Source organism: Enterobacter cloacae complex sp. P2B, assembly GCF_014895985.1.
GTDB classification, from domain to species: domain Bacteria; phylum Pseudomonadota; class Gammaproteobacteria; order Enterobacterales; family Enterobacteriaceae; genus Enterobacter; species Enterobacter bugandensis.
Map to the genome: position 1 here is coordinate 131,472 of NZ_JADBQQ010000011.1, position 20,160 is coordinate 151,631.

The window sequence follows — 20,160 nt, forward strand, 5'->3', positions numbered from 1 at the left end:
AATGCATTAGCCTTTTGCGTTGTTCAGGGTGGTGACCAGGGTGCGCTTGTCCAGCAGCGGCGAGAGGATCTCTCCGTCAGGCGTGCCGGGGCCATAGACCTCATTAAAGGGAATGGCGTAGCGGTTTCGCTTCGCGAGAAACTCTGCGATAAGCGCGGAGGGCTGGCTCCAGTCTCCGCGCAGGGCCACCACGTCCGGCTGGCTCAGCGCGGCAATAACGTCCGGCTGACGCAGTACCCGGTGCTCGTTAACTTTGCAGGTCACGCACCAGTCCGCCGAGATATCCACAAACACCCGTTTCCCCTGCGTCAGCGCCTGCTCAATGGCCTCCTCGCTGAGCGGCTGCCACGGGATGGTCTGTGCGACGCTTTGCGTGGTGGCGTCAGACGGTGAGTTGAGCAACCCGCGCAGCTGATACCCGCCGAACACCGACAGCGCGATGACCACGACCCAGAATAACGGCGAGGAGGTTTGCCCCTTCTTCGCGAACAGCGCCAGCGCGATAACGATCAGCACCAACATCACGACCTGGCTGACCGCCTCGCCCAGATGCAGGCTCAGCAGCGTGACCAGCCAGAGGCTGGAGGCCAGCATCATCAGGCCCAGGATCGTTTTGAGCGTGTTCATCCAGCGGCCGGGTTTTGGCAGCAGCATGGCCGTTTTCGGCACCAGGGCCACAAACAGCCACGGCAGGCTCATGCCCACGCCCAGCATCAGGAAAATAAGCCACAGGGAATGCAGCGGCGCGCCAAGGGCAAAGGCAACCGCCGTACCGAGGAACGGCGCGGAGCACGGCGTGGCAAGTAGCGTGGCGAACATCCCTTCGCAGAAACTGCCGCCAAGCCCTGTGCCCCCTGCCGTTGCCAGCCGCCCGGCGGCGGCAGTAGGGAGCAGCATCTCAAACGCCCCAAACAGGTTTAGCGCAAAGAGGAAGGTGACGGCGACCATCAGGCCGATAAACCACGGGTTCTGGAACTGAATGCCCCACCCCAGCGACGCTCCGGTCAGCTTAAGCGCGGTCACCATCGCGGCGAGCAGCGCAAAGGAGGTGAGGATCCCGGCGCTGGTGGCCAGGAAGCGCAGCCTGATGGCGCGCCTGTCCGATCCCGCCTGCAGGATGCTGTTAAGCTTCATGCCCATTACCGGCATCACGCAGGGCATCAGGTTCAGGATCAATCCGCCCAGCAGGGCAAAAAGCACCATTTTACCCGTTCCTTCAGGCGCGGAAGGCTCTGCGGTCGTTGCCCCAACGGTCATGGTGGTTTGCTGCGCGTTACCGCCATTGGTCAGCACAAACGAAAGCCTCTTGCCTTCCAGCGAGGCGGGTTTATCGCCCCATTCGTCGGTCACGGGTACCGTCACCCGAAGCGTGTTGCCGTCGTGCTTAATGGCCGGCTCGCCGGGGAGAATGTCACCCTCCAGCGGGTCAAAGTAGATCCCCGGATTGTCCCACTTCCCGTCCGTGGTGCCGGTAATCACCAGCTTGTCGCCGGATAGCCATGCGGAAAGATCCGTGGATACGCCAGACGTGCCCGGAACGGCGCGCATCGCTTGCTCGAAGGCGGCCTGGAAGCTCTCATCCACCGGCTGGGTAAAATCGAGATGCAGCGGGTAGTCCGTCAGCAGGCAGACGTTGCTGCAGGTGGAGAGCGTGAGCGTTCCATTGAGCGCGTCGCTCTTCACCACGTCGAGAACGATCGGAATCGTGACCTTATCGTGATACCCCTGCGTGGTCATGCCGGAGATATCGAAGCGCGAAGGAACCGGCCAGGACCAGCTGTCCGTTACGCCTTCCGGCCAGCTGATTTTTGGCGCGACGCCACCCTCGCCCGGCGATCGCCAGTAGGTTTTCCAGCCGGGCTTTAGCTCAACGGTGAGCAGGCCTTTAACGTGCGTTTGTTCCCTTTCCGCCTGAAAGCGGATGCGGGCGTGATCGTTTTGTGGGGAGACCAGCCAGCCGGTGTCTGCCGCATGGGCAATGCCGATGCAGGACAGCCACAGGAGGACGAATCCCCTGAAGAGATTAACCATGTATTACTCCGTGAACAGTGAAAAATTATCGTGTGGTGACGATGATTTTCATTCACGGAAAACGCAGTTTTTAAGGTGTATTCGGGGAGGCGGTGCCTGAACCGGCTGTTCCGCGGGAGCGAATGCCCGCCCTTGCGTCAGCAGCTGTAACAGCGCGAAGAAGATAATGATAGCCGGCAGCGCGCCGTCGAAGAACAGCGGCTGGGCACAAAGAAGCGACTGGGCGCCCAGCTGGCAGGGCGATGGCCCGGACTGCTCGGTGCTGCTTTGGGTTGGGGCATCTGCACTCAGTGAAATCTGCGGATCCAGTCCCTGTAAAAAATGGTTGAGCATCACCGCACGCTGCACGAGGCAAATCGCCATCGCGAGACAGGTGATGATCAGAAGCCATTTTCCGAGGAGCTGACGGTTGCGCATAATATTCCAGAGTAACAAGATGCCCCGATCATAAACGATAGTGATGAATCTACAAGTGCCGGAAGTGTAAGGTTTTGTCTGTCGCCGCTATTCACCCGTCAGCGCGTCGTAGATATCCCGCAGCCGCGTGCGCAGAAACAGCACCGCCTTGTGCTTGCGGGATAGAAGCGCCTGCTCGCTGGCCCCCGTCTCCTCTGCCAGCATTTTAATGCTGTAGCCGTGCAGCTCGGTCTTTTCAAACACTTCGCGCTGCGGTGGCGGGAGTTCTGACAGCGCCTGCCCCAGCTCTTCCCACAGCAGCGTTTTGAGATACTCCTCCTCCGGCGTTTGAGGTACGCCGAACAGGGTTTCGGTCAGCTCGTCCTCGGGAAAACTCTCTTCGTCTTCGCCCGTAAAATAGCCGGAGAGCGGCACCTCGCGCTTTTTGCGCGCCCGGTCTGTCATCTCGTTACGCGCCGCGCGGAACAGCCAGGCCGCGACGTTTTCGACCGGCTGCTCCACTTTCATCAGCTGATACGTGACTTCCTGCAAAATGTCGTCGGCATCATCGCGAACGGACGTCCGTCCGCGAATGAAGGCTTTCAGCCGGGCGCGGCAGGCGTTGAGCGCCGACATCAGCATGGATCCGCCCGCCTCCCCGGCTTTCATTTCGCTCACTCTGCTTCCGGGGTTTTGGGCGCGGCGTCATCGCGCTTATCGTCACGATGGCCGTGCCAGCCGCAGTGACCGCGACCGTGACGACCAAAGCCTTCGCGACGCTGCTGAATAAACGCCTCGCGCTGCTCGGGCGTCATGTTCATCCAGCGCTCGTGCATCCGCCGGTGCGCGCCAAACATCCCCGGGCGGAACCCCAGCCCACCGAACAGAATGCGGCTCAGCACCAGAATGCCCAGCGCCTGCCAGAATCCGATGGCCTTCACGCCCAGGATCGCCGGAAGCAAGGCGTTCCACAGGGACATCACCAGCAGGCCGAGCACGATGAAAATCACCGCGCCGATGACTAAGCCCTTGCCCATACGGTGGCGCCCGAATCCGCGCCCGTGACCTCTGCCGTGCAGTTCAAAATCTCTCATGGTGTTTACCTCGTTTACAGTAACTGATTATGGCTTGTGGTGAGGTAGACGGATGAGGGAGGGAAATATTGCTGGGGTGAATAAAAATTTTTTGTGCTGTCGGATTTGGACTCATAGCTGTTAGAGCGGGCGCTCGTTATGAGTCACCTTCAGGCCATCTTTTTTTGCGAAATGAAGTCGCTAGTCTTCGCTTGAAAGAAAAGGAGAAAGGCGCGAGTAAATGGCATAAAAAGACCGGCATTCTGAGTGCTGGTCTTGTGGCTTAATTCAAGCATCAGTTTTGCCATGAAATGATGTTGTCCAGACCAGACAACAGTTCGGGAAAGTAACTTTCATCAATATCAAAGGAATCATCAAGGGTAATACTGTCAGCATGGTTTTCAGGCTTCAGTACCATACTAACTCCAACAGCCCCGGCAAAATGTGCCTGATGAAACTTAAGCATAACCTGCTCGAATGCCGAGGTTAAACTAATATCCTTAGACTTTATACCTTTCGTTAAGGCCTGATGGAAAGCATGTGTATCATTCCTGAATTGCTCTAACTGACCGACAAAAAACTCTGCAGCAAACTCTGTTTTTAAGACAGGGATTGAGAATTCAACCCATACCATAATACGGCTATAGGCAGGCACCTCGGGCTCAGTCAGCCTTTCATAAGGCGTTAATTTAAGGTGTCTGTCACCGCTTGTGATATTTATCATAATCCCCCCTTACGGCATGTACTGAAAATGCATAATAGTCCAGTCAGCTTCCCTGACCAACACCTCTAGACGGTAAGACTTGTAAATATAAGCGCCTTTATTTTGCTTGTCTTCCACAAGCTTATACATACGAGCCTCGTACCGGAAAAGCCCTGGCTTTTTCAGTGGGTCTGGTGTTCTCGTACCATAACGAATGGCCTTTTCCTGAATCTGTAAAGGCACATAGCGACCGGGTGTTAGCATATGTTTTGCTGATGATTCACTCATCCTGAGCCCGCGAGCTGATAAGCCCATTTTCAGACGGCCACGCAAGAGACTGATGGTAGCCTCACTGAGTCTCACCGTTACGGCGGTTTTGACACCACTCTCCAGTAACGCCTTACCAACCCGAAAAAGTCGAAATGCGCCAAAGGCGATTAAAGCGAGATCTGTTGGGTCAATCAGAGGAGCCTCTAATGGCGCTTCTTCCAGCCTGACAAACACGCCATCGGTATCATAAATTTGCCACAAACCGGGAGCCTGGGCGACGGAATAACCAATACACATACCGCTTGCGTCATCAACGATAGGTTTTGAGTTCAGTGGAGGGTTGCGGGGGCGTAATTCGAAATATTCACCAGCAGGCAATGTTGACTGGAAGGTATAAAAACGTCCTGGCTCGTCTGTAATTAATCCAATGCTCATTGTCAGGATTTCCTTTTGGGCTAACCTTGTGGTCATCATAATTGACGTTTTCTCTGCGTTCTACTTTTCTCGACTCTGATTTCATCGACACAGAAGCTAACGCCTCGCCGGGCTTGTTGTGCAACACCACCGACACGATGGCCATAATGGAGCCCGACGCTGTGACGTCAGCGGTCTTGATGCCTGACACGGTGTGCGCCCCGTAAGGAAAGGACACGTGAAGCGCATCAGGGGAGGCAGACGGCTCGGAATTGTCATCCGAGAAAATGCCGGGCAGCACAAACGCCGTATCGAGCTCGTCGCCGATCGCCAGTAAAAGCACCTGCTCACCAACAGACGGAGCCCACCATACGCGCGAACGACCGGCGCAAGAGGAAAACCAGTTCAGCCAGGTGTTTTCCATGCCGCCGGTCTGGACACGACACATCCCCTCGTCGGGGTCGATATCGGTCACAATGCCGGTGCGAATGAAATTTCTAAGAAGTCGTAAAATTGCGTTGGTTTGTATGTTCATGTCACAATCGTGAGGTCTTTTGATTTAACATGAAATTCGACTAGATTCTGACATATTCTACACAACAAACTTATGACCATCAGGATTAGATAATGAATACTGTTTTCTTCAGCAATCCAGATAATCAATATCTCATTTCAAATAAACTTCGTGAATTGAATGCAAATGATACCGATGGCGAGATAAGTTTCAGTAAAGAACGAGACTACCTCGTAATGGGAGCATTACAACTTTTTTTAAAACATGCTGCAATATGGGATGAAAGGGTTCAGTTTAATATAGAGCTAATTGGTGATGCGTTTATTAGAGAGCTAAACACACCTATAAATGAAGAAAATCTTAACCTACTCTTCACCTCTTGCTTTAGATTTTTCATGGAAAATTATATATTCCATAAAGACAATCTCTTTCAACTCACTGATGCCATAAAACAATTCGCAATTTACAGACAAGATGAATTCGACGAAAGATCATCAGGCCAGATCACATATGCTCTAAAAGAGATGCCTCTAACAATGATTAGAGAGATTTTAAGTAGCGATAACGCTAAGTCATACCAAGAGTATATCCGAAGGGCTAATGACCTTGAAGATGCAGGACGCCATTGGGATTCAATTTTAAAGGAGAACTTAGCTAAATCCGAAAAATTAAATGAATCCCTAGTCATGCAGGCAAATAAATTTAACTTTGTTGGTCTTTATAAGGGATTTGCCGAGCTTGGGGAAAATAAATCTAAGGAGCTAAAGTCAGCCAAGTATCTTATGTTTATCTTGGGCATACTTATTCCGTTTCCTCTACTGATAGAGATCCTGACGTTTGCAGAGTCTGGTGCATTGCCCTCTGGGTGGTCAAGCTTGGCAAAGATCATCCCCATACTTTCACTAACATTAATACTCGTATATTTCTTTAGAGTTTCACTTTTAAATTTCAACTCTATCCGCGCACAATTAATCCAAATTGACCTAAGAAAAAGCCTTTGCCAGTTCATCCAGAATTACGCAACTTATGCTCAAGAAATTAGAGAACATAACACAGATCTTTTAGTGAAATTTGAAGAGGTTATTTTTTCTAACATAATGCCATCAGAGGACAAGATACCCTCGACTTTTGATGGGATTGAGCAATTAACAAATTTAATTGGTGCGTTAAAAAAGGGAGGTTAGCCGCATTTTATAGCTCTTGACTACTAGTCGTAAACGTGAATCCTTGTCTAGCGCGGCTTTCCAGCTACGCCAGATATGAAAAAGGCTCCCTCAGGAGCTTTTTAAAACGATTCAACGCAATGAAATAAAAGGATTTATTTCAGGTCACGTCCACATATTGACCACATTGATAGAAGAAGCCCCGCTAATGACGGGGCTTTAACTTTATCATTTCAAGTATTACAGAATGTTTATGGCTAATTACATATAGCATTCCATTGGAGCAAGTATCTAATTAGGTAGCCTTCCAACTATTCAAGTACTGCTAACCTAGCCTTTACTTTCCATAACACATTAAGCCCTGCTAGTTTTTTCATTGTTGGATTTTATTACATCCTAAATTGTCCATCATTTTTTCTAGTGGCCCGCCTACCGATGAAGGCGTTCCATTCTCATAAGCGTTTGCTGCCTTTAATGCTAATGTGGAACAAGTCTCTACAAGATTTTGAATTTTATTATTTGTCGTTGGTACCTTAGGTGTAATACTTGCATCTAGATTGTTCTTTGATACTGAACTCTGAACTCCAACCGTTGCTGATTGATAAATTGCCTGCATTTGCCCCTCAAGAGTCTTGATTCTGCTATCTAGCCCAAAGAAAAACCAAATTAAGGTAATTACAGCAGTTACAATAGCAATTATGCCAGCAACCCCAGAAATAACATTTACTATTTTATTCACTTCACATTCCTTTTATGCATTGAATATATATTTATTTATTGAATAATATCATAACATTATGTGATAAAAACGCACATCAGCTTCGTACTCGTTTCCGTTTAAGAAGGCTACGCCAGACATGAAAAAGGCTCCCTCAGGAGCCTCCTACCATCAATCAAGCCTGCACCGGCAAACTAAAACTCGAAATACTCCGCGAAAGCTGCTGCGCCTGCTCTTCCAGCGAGGCCGCTGCCGCGGCGGACTGTTGCACCAGCGCGGCGTTCTGCTGGGTGACGCCATCCATCTCGGTCACCGCCTGCCCGACCTGGCCGATCCCGCGGCTCTGCTCTTCGGAGGCGACGGAGATCTGCTCCATCAGCGTATTCACCTTATTCACCGACGAAATAATCGAATCAATCACCTCGCCCGAGCGGCTCACCAGCTCCGCACCGTTTTTCACGCTGGAGACCGACTGCGCGATCAGGCTTTCGATATCTTTAGCCGCCACCGCGCTTTTCTGCGCCAGAGTGCGCACTTCGCTGGCCACCACTGCAAAGCCCCGGCCCTGCGTACCGGCGCGCGCCGCTTCAACCGCCGCGTTAAGTGCCAGAATGTTGGTCTGGAAGGCGATGCTGTTGATCACGCTGGTAATGTCTTCGATGCGCTTCGAGTTCGCCGCGATGGTGTTCATCGTGTCGATGACTTCGCGGGTCACCGCTTCCCCGGTGTGGGCATTGTTCACCGCGTCCTGCACCAGTTTTCCGGCCTGGTAGACATTATCGGTATTGTTCGCCACCGTCGCGCTCAGCTCCTCCATGCTCGCCGCCGTCTGGGTCAACGCGGAAGCCTGCTGCTCGGTACGCGAAGCCAGATCGATATTCCCGGCGGCAATCTCCTGCGCCGCGTGCGTCACGGTATGGCTCGCATCGCGCACCTGGGCGATGGTCGCCAGCAGTGCCTGACGCATCTGCTCCATCGAGCCCATCAGGTGGTCGATTTCGTTGCTTGATCTCCCCTTCACCGGCACCGGAACGTCCAGCTTGCCCGCCGCAATCTGGCTGCAGTGCTCGCGCGCCAGGTTGACCGGGGCAAAGACAAAGCGCTTCATGAAGATGCTGACTGCAACGATCACCACCACAAACAGGCAGGCAATAACGGCAATCATCACCAGGCCGGAGACGAAATTGCTGCTCGCATCCTCGTTCAGGCTTTTAGCGTATTTCTGGTGGACCGAAAGCACCTGGTCGAGCACGATTTCGTACTGGCGGTCAAGACGGGAAACTTCCGGGATCAGCGCGTCAAATTTGGCGACATCGTGCGCCGCAGCTGCATCGATCAGCGGCGCCAGCCCCTGGTTGCGGTAGTTTTGCCAGGCGTCCTGATAGGCACTCACCAGCGGCGCTTCATCCGTCAGACGCGGCGAAGCCATAAACGCCGCAAAGGCATTGTCCGCTTTGGTCAGCGCCTCTTTCACTGCGGCAAGCTTTGCAGACTCGTCCGCCGCGTTGCCCGCTTCCACCATCTTCACGTACTCCATCACCCGCACGCGCAGCGTACGGCTGTGGTTGATGGGGTCAATAATCGACAGCACCACCTGGATCTCTTTGTTTACGTTATCCAGCGAGTTATTACTTTTAATGATGAGGCCAACGCTCGTCACGGTGCTGACGATAAAGAACAAAAGCAGCGAGAACAGGACAATCAGGGACGACTTTTTCAACGACATAAACCAATACCTCAAGGAGAATTATTCCTTATGGTTATCGGCGCTTCCAAAACTTAAATTAATTAAAGTTATTGATGTATCGAACGACGCTATACCCCTGACTTATAGCGCCGCTGCAGGGTGGCATCCAGCTTGCGCTGCAATGGCTGCGGCGTCTCCCCTTCGATCAATTTGCCAATCAGATCAAAGCAGTGCCACGCCAGCTGGCGGTTGTCCTGCCGAATGGTATCCACCGGGATCGTCAGTGAATCGTAGAGATAGTGATCGTCAAAGCTGGCTAATCTGATATCGCTTTGCAACAGGTTATGCTGGCCCATATAGCGCAGCACCCCTTCCAGCAGCCCGCAGGCGGCGGTGAAAAGCGCTTTTGGCGGACGCCCCAGGCGGGCGCAGAGTTCGGCAAACATCTCGTACCCGGAGCTCGGGTGATAGTTACCGTGAATGATCCACTCGGGGCGCAGCTCCACGCCGGCCTCTCGCAGACCTTGCTTAAAACCGTCCAGACGGTCGCGCGTCGGAGACAGGCGCGGCTGGCCGCCGAGGAAGTAGAATTCATTCGGATGCTGGCGCGCAATGTCTGCTACCAGCGCCGCTGTCGGGGAAATGGAGTCGGTGATCACCAGCGGCAGCGCGCTGTCGTTCATGTGCCGGTCAAAAAGCACCACGGGCAGCTGCTCGCTGAGCTTCAGGTAGTCCGCATCGTTCAGCATGCTGGAGGCCACAATCAGCCCGTCCACCTGACGCGCTACCATATTGTTCACCACCACCGTCTCCTGCCCCGGATTTTCATCGCTGCAGGAGATAAGCAGCTGAACGCCGGCCTCGCGGCACAGCGTCTCCAGCTCGTGAGAAAAGACGGCGAAACCGTAGTTGGTGATCTCAGGAACGACAAGACCAATGGTGTGGCTGCGGTTATCGCGCAGCGAGCGAGCGTGAATGCTGGGCTGATAGTGGTGCTCTTTTGCAATCGCCAGCACGCGCTCGCGCGTCTCTTCCGCCACGCGAAGCTCTTTGCTGCGCCCGTTCAGGACCAGGCTGGCGGTGGCTTTTGACACACCCGCCAGCTCCGCGATGTCTTTAATGGTGACGCGTTTTGTTTTTCTCACAACGACTTAGATCCGGCTGCCAAAACCCTCATTCTATCATGCAGGCGCGCAGCGACCAGTAGCGTAATGTGATGTCGGACGCACCTTCGAATCGCACCCGGGCCGGATGGTCAGGAAAATAGCGGCTGCTCATCACCCCTTCACCGTGGTTGATGAAAATTTCGACGCTGGAGCGGTCGCACAGAACGCGTAAATGACGAACCTCACCCTGCCAGTAGCGGGTCAATGTTTCACCGGTTTTCAGGCTCGCGCGTTCAAGGCGTAAACCCTGCTCATCGACCGTGAGGCGCAGCGCGCTTGCGAAATCGACATTCACCTGCGATGCGCCCAGCTCAAACTCCAGGCGCGTCGCGTCCAGTTCCGGCGCCTCGCTGGCGCGCCCCTGCCAGCGCTGCTCATCTTCACGCAGCGCCGCCAGCTCGCGCGCCGGGGTCTGCCAGAGCCTGCCGTCACGATAGCGTAATTCACGCGGGCAGGTCATCTGGTGCATCCAGCCGTGCGCCCGGGTTGGCTGAAGCATCTCCTCCCCGTCCGGTACGCCCATCCAGCCGATCAGAATGCGGCGTCCGTCTTCTGCTAACGTGGTTTGCGGGGCGTAGAATTCAAAGCCCGCGTCCAGCTCGTGCAGCTCGCCGTGATCGAATACCGCGCGGGCATAGTCAAACGCCCCGCTCATCCAGGTGGCCGGATAGGTATTGAGGTAGCGATGCGGCTCGCGCGCCAGCCCCTGCGGACAGCAGATCAGGAGGTGCGTCCCGTCGAGGGCAAACAGGTCCGGACACTCCCACATATACCCCGCGTCCGTCAGGCCGTTGACCCCGTGACCGGCGATCTCCCCGCAGGCCGTCCAGGCGTGCAAATCGGCTGATTTAAACAGCAGCACCTTCCCGCGCTTTTGCACATCCTGCGCGCCGAGAACCATGTACCACTCCCCGTCGTGCTTCCACACCTTCGGGTCGCGCACGTGGCCGGTGTAGCCTTCCGGCAGCGCCAGCACCGGTCCCAGCTTCGTAAAGCTCCCGTCCGGCTGCTCAACGGCCAGGCACTGCCAGGCGGTGCGGCTGCCGTCATTGAACTTGACGTTGCCGGTGTAGCACAGGGTCAAAATGCCCTGGTTATCGACGGCGCTACCGGAGTAGCAGCCGTTGCGGTCATACGCTTCGTCGGGCATCAGCGCCAGCGGCTCGTGCCGCCAGTGCACCAGGTCCGCAGAGCTCCAGTGCCCCCAGCACTTAAAGCGATGCTCGCAGTCCAGGGGGTTCCACTGATAGAACAGATGGTAGCGGCCAGCGAACCAGATAAACCCGTTCGGGTCGTTCATCAGCCCCGTCACCGGCGCGGGATGCCACTGCGGATAATGGTTATCCGCCAGCGCCCGCGGCTGCCCTGTCATAACGGCCTGCAGGATCGCAGGCCAGCGGGAAAGTTGCGTCATTATTCAGAGTCCGTTTTATATTTCAGCAGCAGCGAGACGGTAAACGCCACGCCGAAGGCAATCACCATGCCGATAATATAGTTGAGCAGCGAGCTGGCCTGCACGATGGCCATGCCCGGAATGGCGGTCAGCCCGACGGCGGTCATGTACACATGCACGGAGACCACCCATGCGCCGCCCGCCGCGCCGCCGATCAGCGCGGCGATAAACGGCTTAACGAAGCGCAGGTTAATACCAAAAATGGCCGCTTCGGTGATGCCCAGCATCGCCGAGAATGCCGACGGCAGGGTAATGGCTTTGATTTTGGCGTCTTTGGTTTTGAACCACACCGCCAGGCAGGCGCCGCCCTGCGCCACGTTCGCCATGGCCCAGATCGGCAGCAGGAAGTTAACGCCGATCGACGGGTTACCCAGCAGCCCGGCTTCAATCGCGTGGAAGCTGTGGTGAATACCGGTGATCACAATCACCGAGTACAGTCCACCAAACAGCAGCCCGGCCAGCCAGCCCGCGTGTTCAATCAGCGTGCTCAGAATAAAGGAGATGCCGTCGCCCAGCGCGCGCCCTGCCGGGCCGATAATCAGCAAGGCGATGAAGCCAGAGATAACGACGGTGAGGAACGGCGTCAAAATAAGATCCAGCGCGTCCGGGATAGCGCGGCGCAGGTTTTTCTCGACGATGCTCATAAACCAGACGGCCAGCAGCACCGGGAATACCGTGCCCTGGTAGCCAATCATCGCGATCTCAAGGCCGAAGAAGTTCATGGTGTGGAAGCCGGAGGCCACGCCCCAGGCGTTGGTCAGCGCCGGGTGGGTCAGAATGCCGCCCAGCGTCGCGCCCAGATACGGGTTCCCGCCAAATTCCCGCGCCGCGGTAAAGCCGATCAGGATTGGCAGAATGATAAACGCCGCCGAGCTGCACATGTCCAGCATGATGTAGAGGGCGTTATCCGCATTGACCCAGCCGTAGGTTTTCACCATGCCGAGCAGGCCCATCAGCAGGCCGGACGCCACAATGGCGGGAATGATCGGGACAAAGATATTGGAAAGCAAACGCGCAATGCGCTGGAACGGGTTCAGCTTGCGCGCCGCGATATCCGCCGCTTCAGACTTGCTGGACTCGCTAATCCCCGTCGCCTGAATAAACGCGGCGTAGACCTTATTCACCACGCCCGTGCCGAAAATGACCTGCATCTGCCCGGCGTTATGAAAACAGCCCTTCACGCCCTCGACCTTGCCAATCGCCTGCCGATCGGCAAGCGCGTCGTCGACCAGCACCAGACGAAGACGCGTAGCGCAGTGCGCAGCGCTGGCGATATTTTCCTTGCCGCCCAGCAGCGGAATAAGCTCGCGGGCGATTTGATTAACATCCATAGATACCTCTGCCTGACTTCTTTTTATGATGTGCGAAACGCCCTCGCCGGGCGGGAGCGTGATGGGTTAAAACCAGGTTTCCATCTGGACCCCAAAGTTCCATTCCCCGCCAGCGTTGAAGCCGCTGCTGCCAAAGGCATCATCGCTGGCGTAATTATCCAGTTTGCTGCTCCAGTCCATCCAGGTGGCAAACAGGCGCAGCTCCGGGCGGCTGAAGAAATCGCCGATTTTGCTCGCTTTTAAGGTTGGCGCAAAGGTCAGCTTGTAGAAACTGCCGTTCACGGCGTTACGGTCCTTATAGCCTTCCGGATGTAAATCCATGTACTGATAGCTTCCCTCAAACGCCAGCGCGAAGTTCTGGGTCACCTCTTTAATCAGGCGGGTGTTGAGCGTCACCCACTCATAGCTGTCGCCCTTGACGTAGCGATCTTTGCTGCTCTGCGCCAGCACGGCAGGCGCGATACTCCAGCCACCGCCAACAGGCGTGACACCGTAACTTGCGAAGCGCCAGGTATCGGCATCAGACAGCAGCGCCCCGTCGGAACCGATGCTCTTAACTTCTGCGCCCAGGCCGTGACCGTACAGCAGCGCCGTTTTGGCACTCCCTTCCCGCAGGCCGTAGAAACTCTCGTTGTGCAACCCCACCAGGGCATGAACGCCGTTATTGGCCGCGTCGGTTTTGATGAGATCGCCGTTAGCGTCTTTACGGTCGTCGTTATCCTTCGCCCGCAGGCCGCTCACCATCACCTGCAGCGGGCCGGCGAAGTGGTTCATGCTGAGGATGTAGTTCTGAACGTTATTGTCGGTCTGCTCCACGCTGCCGAAGTTGCGGCCGTAGATCGAGAAGTTGCTGCGCAGCGAGTCGTTCCACTTCACGTCGTAGACACCGCCGCCGGTACCGGCCAGGAATACCACGTCGGAATCCAGCCAGTGAATATCAAAGTTGTCGCGGTCGAAGCGTTTACCCGCCCAAAACGTGCTGCCCTTCAGCGCGCCGGTAAAATCAGGCAGGTTACCCAGCTCCGCAAAGGCCTGGCGAATATTGAGATCGCTGGTATCGGCTGACCAGTCGTTATAGGTTCGCTGACCGTCGGCCAGCATCGCCTTGAAGCGCGTGGTCGCCCCGTTATCCAGGGTTTGCTTGTGCTCCAGGTTCAGCTCGACGTAGGTGTCGGCTTCGTTACCCAGACGCCCTACCGCACCGCCGGTTTCCCCGGCTGGCGTCAGGTACGGGCCGCTTTTGCTGCTGGAGGCCGCATCGTTCATCAGCAGGCCGGAACGGGCGTAGCCATGGAACTCAAACCCGCTGCTCTGATCCGCTTTTTTCTCCAGCGCGGCGGTACGCTGCGCCACCGCCTGGGTTGTGGTTTGCGTCTGCTGCTGGGCGGCGACCAGCTGCTGCGTTTTTTGTTCGGCTTCGGTGGCGCGTTTTTCGGCGACCTGCGCACGCGCTTCAGCCGCCTGAAGGCGCTGCTCCATCGCGGCAAGGCGCGCTTCGATACTTGTCATATCCGTCTGGGCAAAAACAGAGGTACTGCCGGCCAGCATGCCTATCATCACGGCAAGTCTGCGTTTTTTATACATTTTGTCGCATCCCTAAAAGTATTAATCGAACGTGCTAAATTGCTAAACCGGTTTAGGCTGCTGATACTAAACCCGGGAATTTTGGATCGGCAATCTTTTTTGCTAAACCGTTTTAGTAAGTGTGATCGAGGCGACAATTCAGGCCACCGGACGGCGGCCAGTGAAGGAAGGATTACAGATCGTGCTGCCAGGGTAACGCGGTCATCGCCCCCTTTGCCGTGGTGGCTAACGCGCCACAGCGCTGGGCTAAGGCGATTGCCGGGACCAGATCCTGACCGGCGGCCAGCCCGTAGAGCAGCCCGGCGACGAAGGCATCGCCCGCGCCAGTGGTATCGACACATTGCACAGGGGTAGCCGGATAGTGTTTCACCGCGCCCTCATGCCAGGCGATAACGCCCTCTTTTCCCTGGGTGACCAGCACCAGGCGCGCCGGGCAGCGCTGCATCAGCGTGTTCAGACCTTCTCGTACATCCTCATCGCCGGTTAAAAATGCCAGTTCCTCAACGGAGAGCTTGACCACGTCGGCGCTTTGCAGGGCCTGTTGCAGGCAGCGACGCAGCGCGTTCTCATCCGGCCAGAGATCCGGGCGAATATTGGGGTCGAAGCTCACGTTACCGCCCGCCTTCCGGATGGCGTCCATCGCCTGAAAGGTCGCCGAGCGGCTCGGCTCTGCGCTTAGCGCGATGGAACAGACGTGCAGCCACTCGCCCGCGCTGAAGGTCGGCAGGTCAGCGGGTTCAAGAAACAGATCGGCGCTCGGGCGCACCATGAAGGTAAACGAGCGTTCGCCGTGGTCGTCCAGATCCACCACTACCGTAGAGGTGCGGTGGGCCGGGTCAAGGCGCATATGCTTCACGTCGACCCGCTCGTCAGCGAGCGTTTTCGCCATAAAGCGCCCGAAAGGATCGTCCCCAACCCTGCCGATAAACGCGCTTTTGCCCCCCAGCCGGGCAATGCCCACCGCGACGTTTGCCGGTGCACCGCCGGGGCACTGCAGTAATTTCACTTCGCCATCGGGCAATAAATCCACCACCGCATCGCCAAGTACCCAGATTTTTTCCATGTGATCCTCTTAGCTAAACTATATTAAACCGTTTTAGCTATTTAAGCACAGGCAGAGAAAAGGGGAAATAACGCGGGAGGAAAATTGCCTAACGCTTCAGATGCGGCCAGCGAATATCGCCAACGCCGTTAAGCTGCGGACGGGCAAACAGGAATCCCTGAAAGCGGCGGATCCCGGCGGATTCGAGCCAGCACCACTCCTCTATTTTCTCGATCCCTTCGGCCACCAGGGTAATTTCAAGATCGGAGCAGCAGCTGATGATGGAGCGCACAATCGCCTGCTTCGGGCCGCTGAGGTGGATATCGCTGATGATTTCGCGGTCGATTTTGATTTTATCCGGCTGGAAGCGGGTCAACAGCGAAAGACCGGCATAGCCGGAACCGAAATCATCAATCGCCAGCCCAACGCCCTCGGCACGAAGCTGTTTAATGGCGCTGTTGAACTGGTTAAGGCCGGATATCATTTCGTTTTCAGTGATTTCAACGACCACCTGCTCCGGCTGAAGCCCATGCTGTTTAATCTGATCGACCAGAAACGCCACCGCGCCAGGGACGTTCACCAGCGACATCGGCAGCAGATTGACCGCAATTTTATGGCTGCCAATGCCCAGCTTTTCCGCCAGCGCGAAGGCATACGCTTTCGTCTGGAGATCGACTTCATAGATTTTGGCCGGGTCCAGGGAGCTGAAGAAATGTTCCGGGCTGCCGCCGTCATTGCTACGGATAAGCGCCTCAAGGGAGCTGATTTTACCTTCCGAGGGCTCGACAATTGGCTGCAGCGCAAACTGGCAGGTTTGCCCGGCAATCAGGCCCAGATGTTCGCCAAAGGGTAGCGCTTCGGTCGAGAGCGTCCATTTGTCCGAGGTGTAACGCGTCCCCGACGGGGCCGGACGTTTACCGGTTATAAAGGTCTGAATAAATTTGAACACCCGATCGTCGGAGGTCAGATAGCTGTCCAGCTTGCTGTAGCGCAGCACCGACTGCAGCACCTCTTTCGGCGACTGCGTTTGCAGGTCGAACAGCAGCATACCGACGTTTTCGAAGCGTCTGCGCGGACCATAGTCCCGCAGCAGTTCAACCACCCCACTGTGACGCTTGTCCTCACGGATGGTGTGGAACAGTTTGACCACACTCTCTTCCGACCCTTCGAGGATCTGCAGAACGTCATTCCCTTTTGCCAGGAGGACGCCGGTAATATCCAGTTTTGTGTTGCGGCCCCTGGCGCGCTCCACCAGCTCCCGCAGTTCGGTGGACGGGCGGGATAAATTCAACTGGCTTCGGTAGATCAGCGTCGTCAGCACAAAAAGTGGTTCCAATGATAATGAGAGGTGCCTTGAAGCTACTATGTAACATACTTAATCAATGCGACCTAACATATTCACGCTACAAGGGAACATTACTTTTCCCCATCGCCAATCCTGCTGTCGATCCTCTCCTGCATATAGTCGTAAAACGGGTTCGAGGTGACCCGCATCAGCGCCTCTTTACCGACGCTCAACACGGACGTTTCTCCCCACAGCGCAATTGTCCCCAGGCTGATGCCGTAGCGGTTTTTCACCCCAGGTTCGCGGCCATAGAGATCGTCATCCGGCGGGAACGGCACGGCGATATGCGACAAGGAATAGACATCCTGCGGCCAGGTCTGCACAAGCGGCACAACGGTCTCCCGCGTGCTGCCGGCCGGGGTTGTTTTCGCCACCGTCGAGAAACTGTGTGCGTCCGCATTGGTAATAATCGTGACACCGTAACGTCTCTGCACAACCGGGAGCAGCGCCGAGGTTGCCGTCCACGACGACGGCTTGAATAGCGGGCGGAAGCTCGCCGCCTGGTTGATGTCAAACACCACCAGCTCGCTGCCGTTTGCCGGAAGCTGGTCAAACAGGCCGGTCACCACCGCGCGGGTGCTGACCGTAGAATCCATGACCGACTGGAACGCCAGCACAGGTGGCAAATTCGCCAGCCTGTTTTCACGCGCCGCGCGGCCAATCTGCTCCTGTAGGGCCTTCGTCAGCAGCCACGACTGGCGGGCGGCGTTCACCGGGAACGAGTTGTATTTATACGGGTTATATTCCGGGGAGATATTCAGCCACGCCGCTTTGGCAAACGGCGGCAGCAGCGCCGGTAGCCCTGCAAAACCTGCAAAGCGCGCAAAGGCCGTCACGCCGATCATCGGTGAGAGCAGGATTACCTGCTGCGGCCGACGAAGCACAGAGGAATCCAGCGCATCGAGAGTATATTTCATCGCCAGCGCCCCGCCGTTGGAGTAGCCCACCAGATGCAGCGGCACGTTATCTCCCGTCAGGCGCGTGGCTTCCCGCACGGCAAGACGCGTCGCCGCGAGCCACATCTCCCAGTCAACGTCCGTCAGCGCGCCGGGCGCGGTGCCGTGTCCGGGCAGGCGCGGGACCACGGCCACGAAGCCGTGCTGCTGATAATTTTCGGCAAGGTGCCTGACGCTGTAAGGCGAGTCCGTCAGTCCGTGCAGCAATACCACCGCGCCACGGGTTTTCCCTGCTGGCATCAGCACAAACGAACGGTTGGCATCGGGCGTGAACTGTCCCGGCCAAACCAGGCTTTGGCGATAATAGCGGTTTAGCGGCGTTTGTTCCTCGCCCGCTGTTTTCGCCGTCACCGCCCTATCAAGCTCGGCGAAAATGGCGTTTTCCCGGGCAACATACCCGGTAAAGTTGGCGTTATCGAGTTCACGCACGGACATCTCGTCCGCCCGCCAGGTGTGCCAGAGGTGCAGGTCCGGCCCCTGCTGCGAGAGATAGACCCGCACCGCCAGCAGGACGACCAGGACGATCCCCACAACCATCCCTGTTTTCTTTGCAAGCGCCGCCAGGCGCACGCTGATTCGCCAGGGCAAATTCGCCATGCCGGGATCCCTTTTATGTTCACTGTCCTTTTATCTTATCAAAAATGTGAACGGACTGACGTATTCATCAAATTCATACCTGCCGCGTCAGCCGCTGCACCAAAAGTGAACTACGCTGCACAAATGTTGATCATTGGTTAACTAAATATTGCGTGAAATTAACAGCACGGCGGGTTTTTACCTCACCGTGAACATGGCACGCGTCGTGCATTGTTAACCCGGTAACAAAAATCCAGCTTTTGACAGCCTGTTAACAGCGAGGCGGTATGACGACGAAACCCGAGATGTTGAGCCGTATCGAAGCGACGTTCAGCCAGCTCACTCCCAGCGAAAAGCGGGTCGGGAGCTGGCTGCTGGCGCACGCCGCGCAAATCCCGTTTGAAACCGCGGAAAGCGTCGGTCTGGCGAGCGGGACCAGCGGGATCACCGTCGGACGTTTCCTGCGCAAGCTGGGGTATCGCAACCTGGAAGATGTCAAAAAGAGCCTGCGCGATCCGTATCAGCCCTGGGGGATGAATGAGCGGCTGGACTCCTGGCAGCAGCAGCGCCCCCTGCCCAACCGCCTTCAGCATGCCCTATCGCTGGAGGTGGACGCCATTACGCAGGTGTATCAGCTGGCGCAAACGGACGCCTTCCGTCAGGTGGTGCACAACCTGGCCCACGCCGACGCGGTGTTTGTGCTGGGGATCCAGTCCACGCGCGGGATCGCCAACGCCTTCTTCAGCCATCTCGAGTACCTTCGCCCGCGCGTGAGCTATTCCGAAGGCGCGTCCGGCAGCTGGGTGGAATCCCTCAACTCCGGGTTTTCGCACCCTTACGTTGTGCTGACCGATACGCGCACCTACTCCACGATGGCCCGCCAGTACTGCCGCGTGGCGAGCGAAAAAGGGATCCCGCTGGCCTTAATCACCGACATCTGGTGCCCATGGGCGCGAGATTACCCGATGGATTTACTGCAGGTGAAAACCGACACCGGTCATTTCTGGGATTCGCTTGCCCCCGTGAGCTGTCTGTTCAACCTGCTGCTGTCGGGCGTGGTGGAAGCGCTGGGTGATGCGCTCCCGGCGCGTCTGGCGGTAAACCGACAATTACAACAAGAGTTTGGTCAATTCGAACGCTAAAGGAGCGGAGCTATGCCCGATGAGAGTGAACTGATTGACGTGGCGAAGACGTTTCCCACGCTGCATATCGATCTGAAGTACGCCACCGCCGACAACATCACCGGCAGGCCGATCTATCAGGAGGCGCTGTGCCTGCTGCATACCGACGCCGCCACCGCGCTGGCAAAAGCCATCAGCATTGCCGCCCTGGCCGGGCTGAAGCTGGTGGTGTATGACGCCTACCGGCCGCAGCAGGCGCAGGCTCAGCTGTGGGACGCCTGCCCGAACCCGGAGTATGTGGTCGATGTGGCAATAGGCTCCAACCACAGCCGCGGTACGGCCATCGACGTCACGCTGATGGACGAGCATAACAACGTGCTGGATATGGGCGCCGGTTTTGACGAAATGCATGACCGTTCGCATCCCTATCACCCTTCCGTACCCCCGCACGCGCAGCGCAACCGTCTGCTGCTGAATGCCATCATGTTCGGCGGCGGTTTTGTGGGGATTAGCAGCGAATGGTGGCACTTCGAACTGCCGAACGCCGCCAGCTACCCGCTGCTTGAAGACCGTTTTGCCTGTTTTCCCCTGACGCACACCTCTCTTTAACCTGGAGC

At 56.3% G+C, this 20,160-nt stretch carries 19 protein-coding genes; 3 read left to right on the forward strand and 16 right to left on the reverse strand.

Features of this window, described 5'->3' with window-relative positions:
• Window positions 1-6: 6 nt before the first annotated feature.
• From IM313_RS10740 to IM313_RS10770, 7 genes are all read right to left on the reverse strand, one after another.
• On the reverse strand, window positions 7-2,031 hold the full coding sequence (locus tag IM313_RS10740) for a protein-disulfide reductase DsbD (RefSeq protein WP_192971092.1): 2,025 nt from the start codon (window positions 2,029-2,031) through the stop codon (window positions 7-9).
• 48 nt (window positions 2,032-2,079) lie between these two features.
• On the reverse strand, window positions 2,080-2,448 hold the full coding sequence (locus tag IM313_RS10745) for a hypothetical protein (protein ID WP_028013210.1): 369 nt from the start codon (window positions 2,446-2,448) through the stop codon (window positions 2,080-2,082).
• Window positions 2,449-2,535: 87 nt separating this feature from the next.
• Entirely contained in the window at window positions 2,536-3,096 is a 561-nt protein-coding gene (locus IM313_RS10750; RefSeq protein WP_192971194.1) for an RNA polymerase sigma factor, read from the reverse strand.
• A gap of 5 nt (window positions 3,097-3,101) precedes the next feature.
• Complete coding sequence (locus IM313_RS10755) at window positions 3,102-3,521, reverse strand: hypothetical protein (RefSeq protein ID WP_047368588.1); 420 nt, start codon at window positions 3,519-3,521, stop codon at window positions 3,102-3,104.
• A 274-nt stretch (window positions 3,522-3,795) separates the two neighbouring features.
• Entirely contained in the window at window positions 3,796-4,224 is a 429-nt protein-coding gene (locus IM313_RS10760; RefSeq protein ID WP_082132730.1) for a hypothetical protein, read from the reverse strand.
• A 9-nt stretch (window positions 4,225-4,233) separates the two neighbouring features.
• Window positions 4,234-4,908: a hypothetical protein gene (locus IM313_RS10765; RefSeq protein ID WP_226837197.1), complete on the reverse strand. Its 675-nt coding sequence runs from the start codon at window positions 4,906-4,908 to the stop codon at window positions 4,234-4,236.
• The gene (locus IM313_RS10770) at window positions 4,838-5,422 is read right to left on the reverse strand and encodes a phage baseplate assembly protein V (RefSeq protein WP_226837200.1); all 585 of its coding nucleotides are present in this window, start codon (window positions 5,420-5,422) and stop codon (window positions 4,838-4,840) included. The genes IM313_RS10765 and IM313_RS10770 overlap by 71 nt, the downstream gene beginning before the upstream one ends.
• Window positions 5,423-5,514: 92 nt before the next feature.
• On the opposite strand from IM313_RS10770, the gene IM313_RS10775 reads away from it, so the two are divergent.
• Entirely contained in the window at window positions 5,515-6,585 is a 1,071-nt protein-coding gene (locus IM313_RS10775) for a hypothetical protein (RefSeq protein WP_192971093.1), read from the forward strand.
• A gap of 352 nt (window positions 6,586-6,937) precedes the next feature.
• On the opposite strand, the gene IM313_RS10780 is transcribed toward IM313_RS10775, so the two are convergent.
• The 9 genes from IM313_RS10780 to IM313_RS10820 form a co-directional block, all read right to left on the reverse strand.
• Window positions 6,938-7,303 (reverse strand): hypothetical protein, encoded by a 366-nt coding sequence (locus IM313_RS10780; RefSeq protein WP_192971094.1) that lies wholly within the window; start codon window positions 7,301-7,303, stop codon window positions 6,938-6,940.
• Window positions 7,304-7,457: 154 nt separating this feature from the next.
• A complete protein-coding gene (locus IM313_RS10785) occupies window positions 7,458-9,008 on the reverse strand; it encodes a methyl-accepting chemotaxis protein (protein ID WP_192971095.1) in 1,551 nt (516 codons plus the stop codon).
• An 89-nt stretch (window positions 9,009-9,097) separates the two neighbouring features.
• Window positions 9,098-10,114 carry a LacI family DNA-binding transcriptional regulator gene (locus tag IM313_RS10790; protein WP_059357579.1) on the reverse strand — a complete coding sequence of 339 codons (1,017 nt, stop codon included), beginning with the start codon at window positions 10,112-10,114 and terminating at the stop codon, window positions 9,098-9,100.
• 28 nt (window positions 10,115-10,142) lie between these two features.
• Window positions 10,143-11,549: a sucrose-6-phosphate hydrolase gene (locus IM313_RS10795; protein ID WP_192971096.1), complete on the reverse strand. Its 1,407-nt coding sequence runs from the start codon at window positions 11,547-11,549 to the stop codon at window positions 10,143-10,145.
• A complete protein-coding gene (locus IM313_RS10800; RefSeq protein ID WP_192971097.1) occupies window positions 11,549-12,919 on the reverse strand; it encodes a sucrose-specific PTS transporter subunit IIBC in 1,371 nt (456 codons plus the stop codon). The genes IM313_RS10795 and IM313_RS10800 overlap by 1 nt, the downstream gene beginning before the upstream one ends.
• Window positions 12,920-12,985: 66 nt before the next feature.
• Complete coding sequence (locus IM313_RS10805; RefSeq protein ID WP_028013217.1) at window positions 12,986-14,503, reverse strand: carbohydrate porin; 1,518 nt, start codon at window positions 14,501-14,503, stop codon at window positions 12,986-12,988.
• A 172-nt stretch (window positions 14,504-14,675) separates the two neighbouring features.
• A complete protein-coding gene (locus IM313_RS10810; protein ID WP_192971098.1) occupies window positions 14,676-15,566 on the reverse strand; it encodes an aminoimidazole riboside kinase in 891 nt (296 codons plus the stop codon).
• A gap of 88 nt (window positions 15,567-15,654) precedes the next feature.
• The gene (locus tag IM313_RS10815; RefSeq protein ID WP_192971196.1) at window positions 15,655-16,866 is read right to left on the reverse strand and encodes a diguanylate phosphodiesterase; all 1,212 of its coding nucleotides are present in this window, start codon (window positions 16,864-16,866) and stop codon (window positions 15,655-15,657) included.
• Window positions 16,867-16,961: 95 nt separating this feature from the next.
• A complete protein-coding gene (locus IM313_RS10820; RefSeq protein ID WP_192971099.1) occupies window positions 16,962-18,443 on the reverse strand; it encodes a carboxylesterase in 1,482 nt (493 codons plus the stop codon).
• 266 nt (window positions 18,444-18,709) lie between these two features.
• On the opposite strand from IM313_RS10820, the gene IM313_RS10825 reads away from it, so the two are divergent.
• Window positions 18,710-19,564, forward strand: coding sequence for a MurR/RpiR family transcriptional regulator (locus IM313_RS10825; RefSeq protein ID WP_045630451.1), 855 nt, complete (start codon window positions 18,710-18,712; stop codon window positions 19,562-19,564).
• Window positions 19,565-19,576: 12 nt separating this feature from the next.
• Window positions 19,577-20,152, forward strand: a complete 576-nt coding sequence (gene ddpX / locus IM313_RS10830) for a D-alanyl-D-alanine dipeptidase (protein WP_192971100.1) — start codon at window positions 19,577-19,579, stop codon at window positions 20,150-20,152.
• Window positions 20,153-20,160 lie beyond the last annotated feature (8 nt).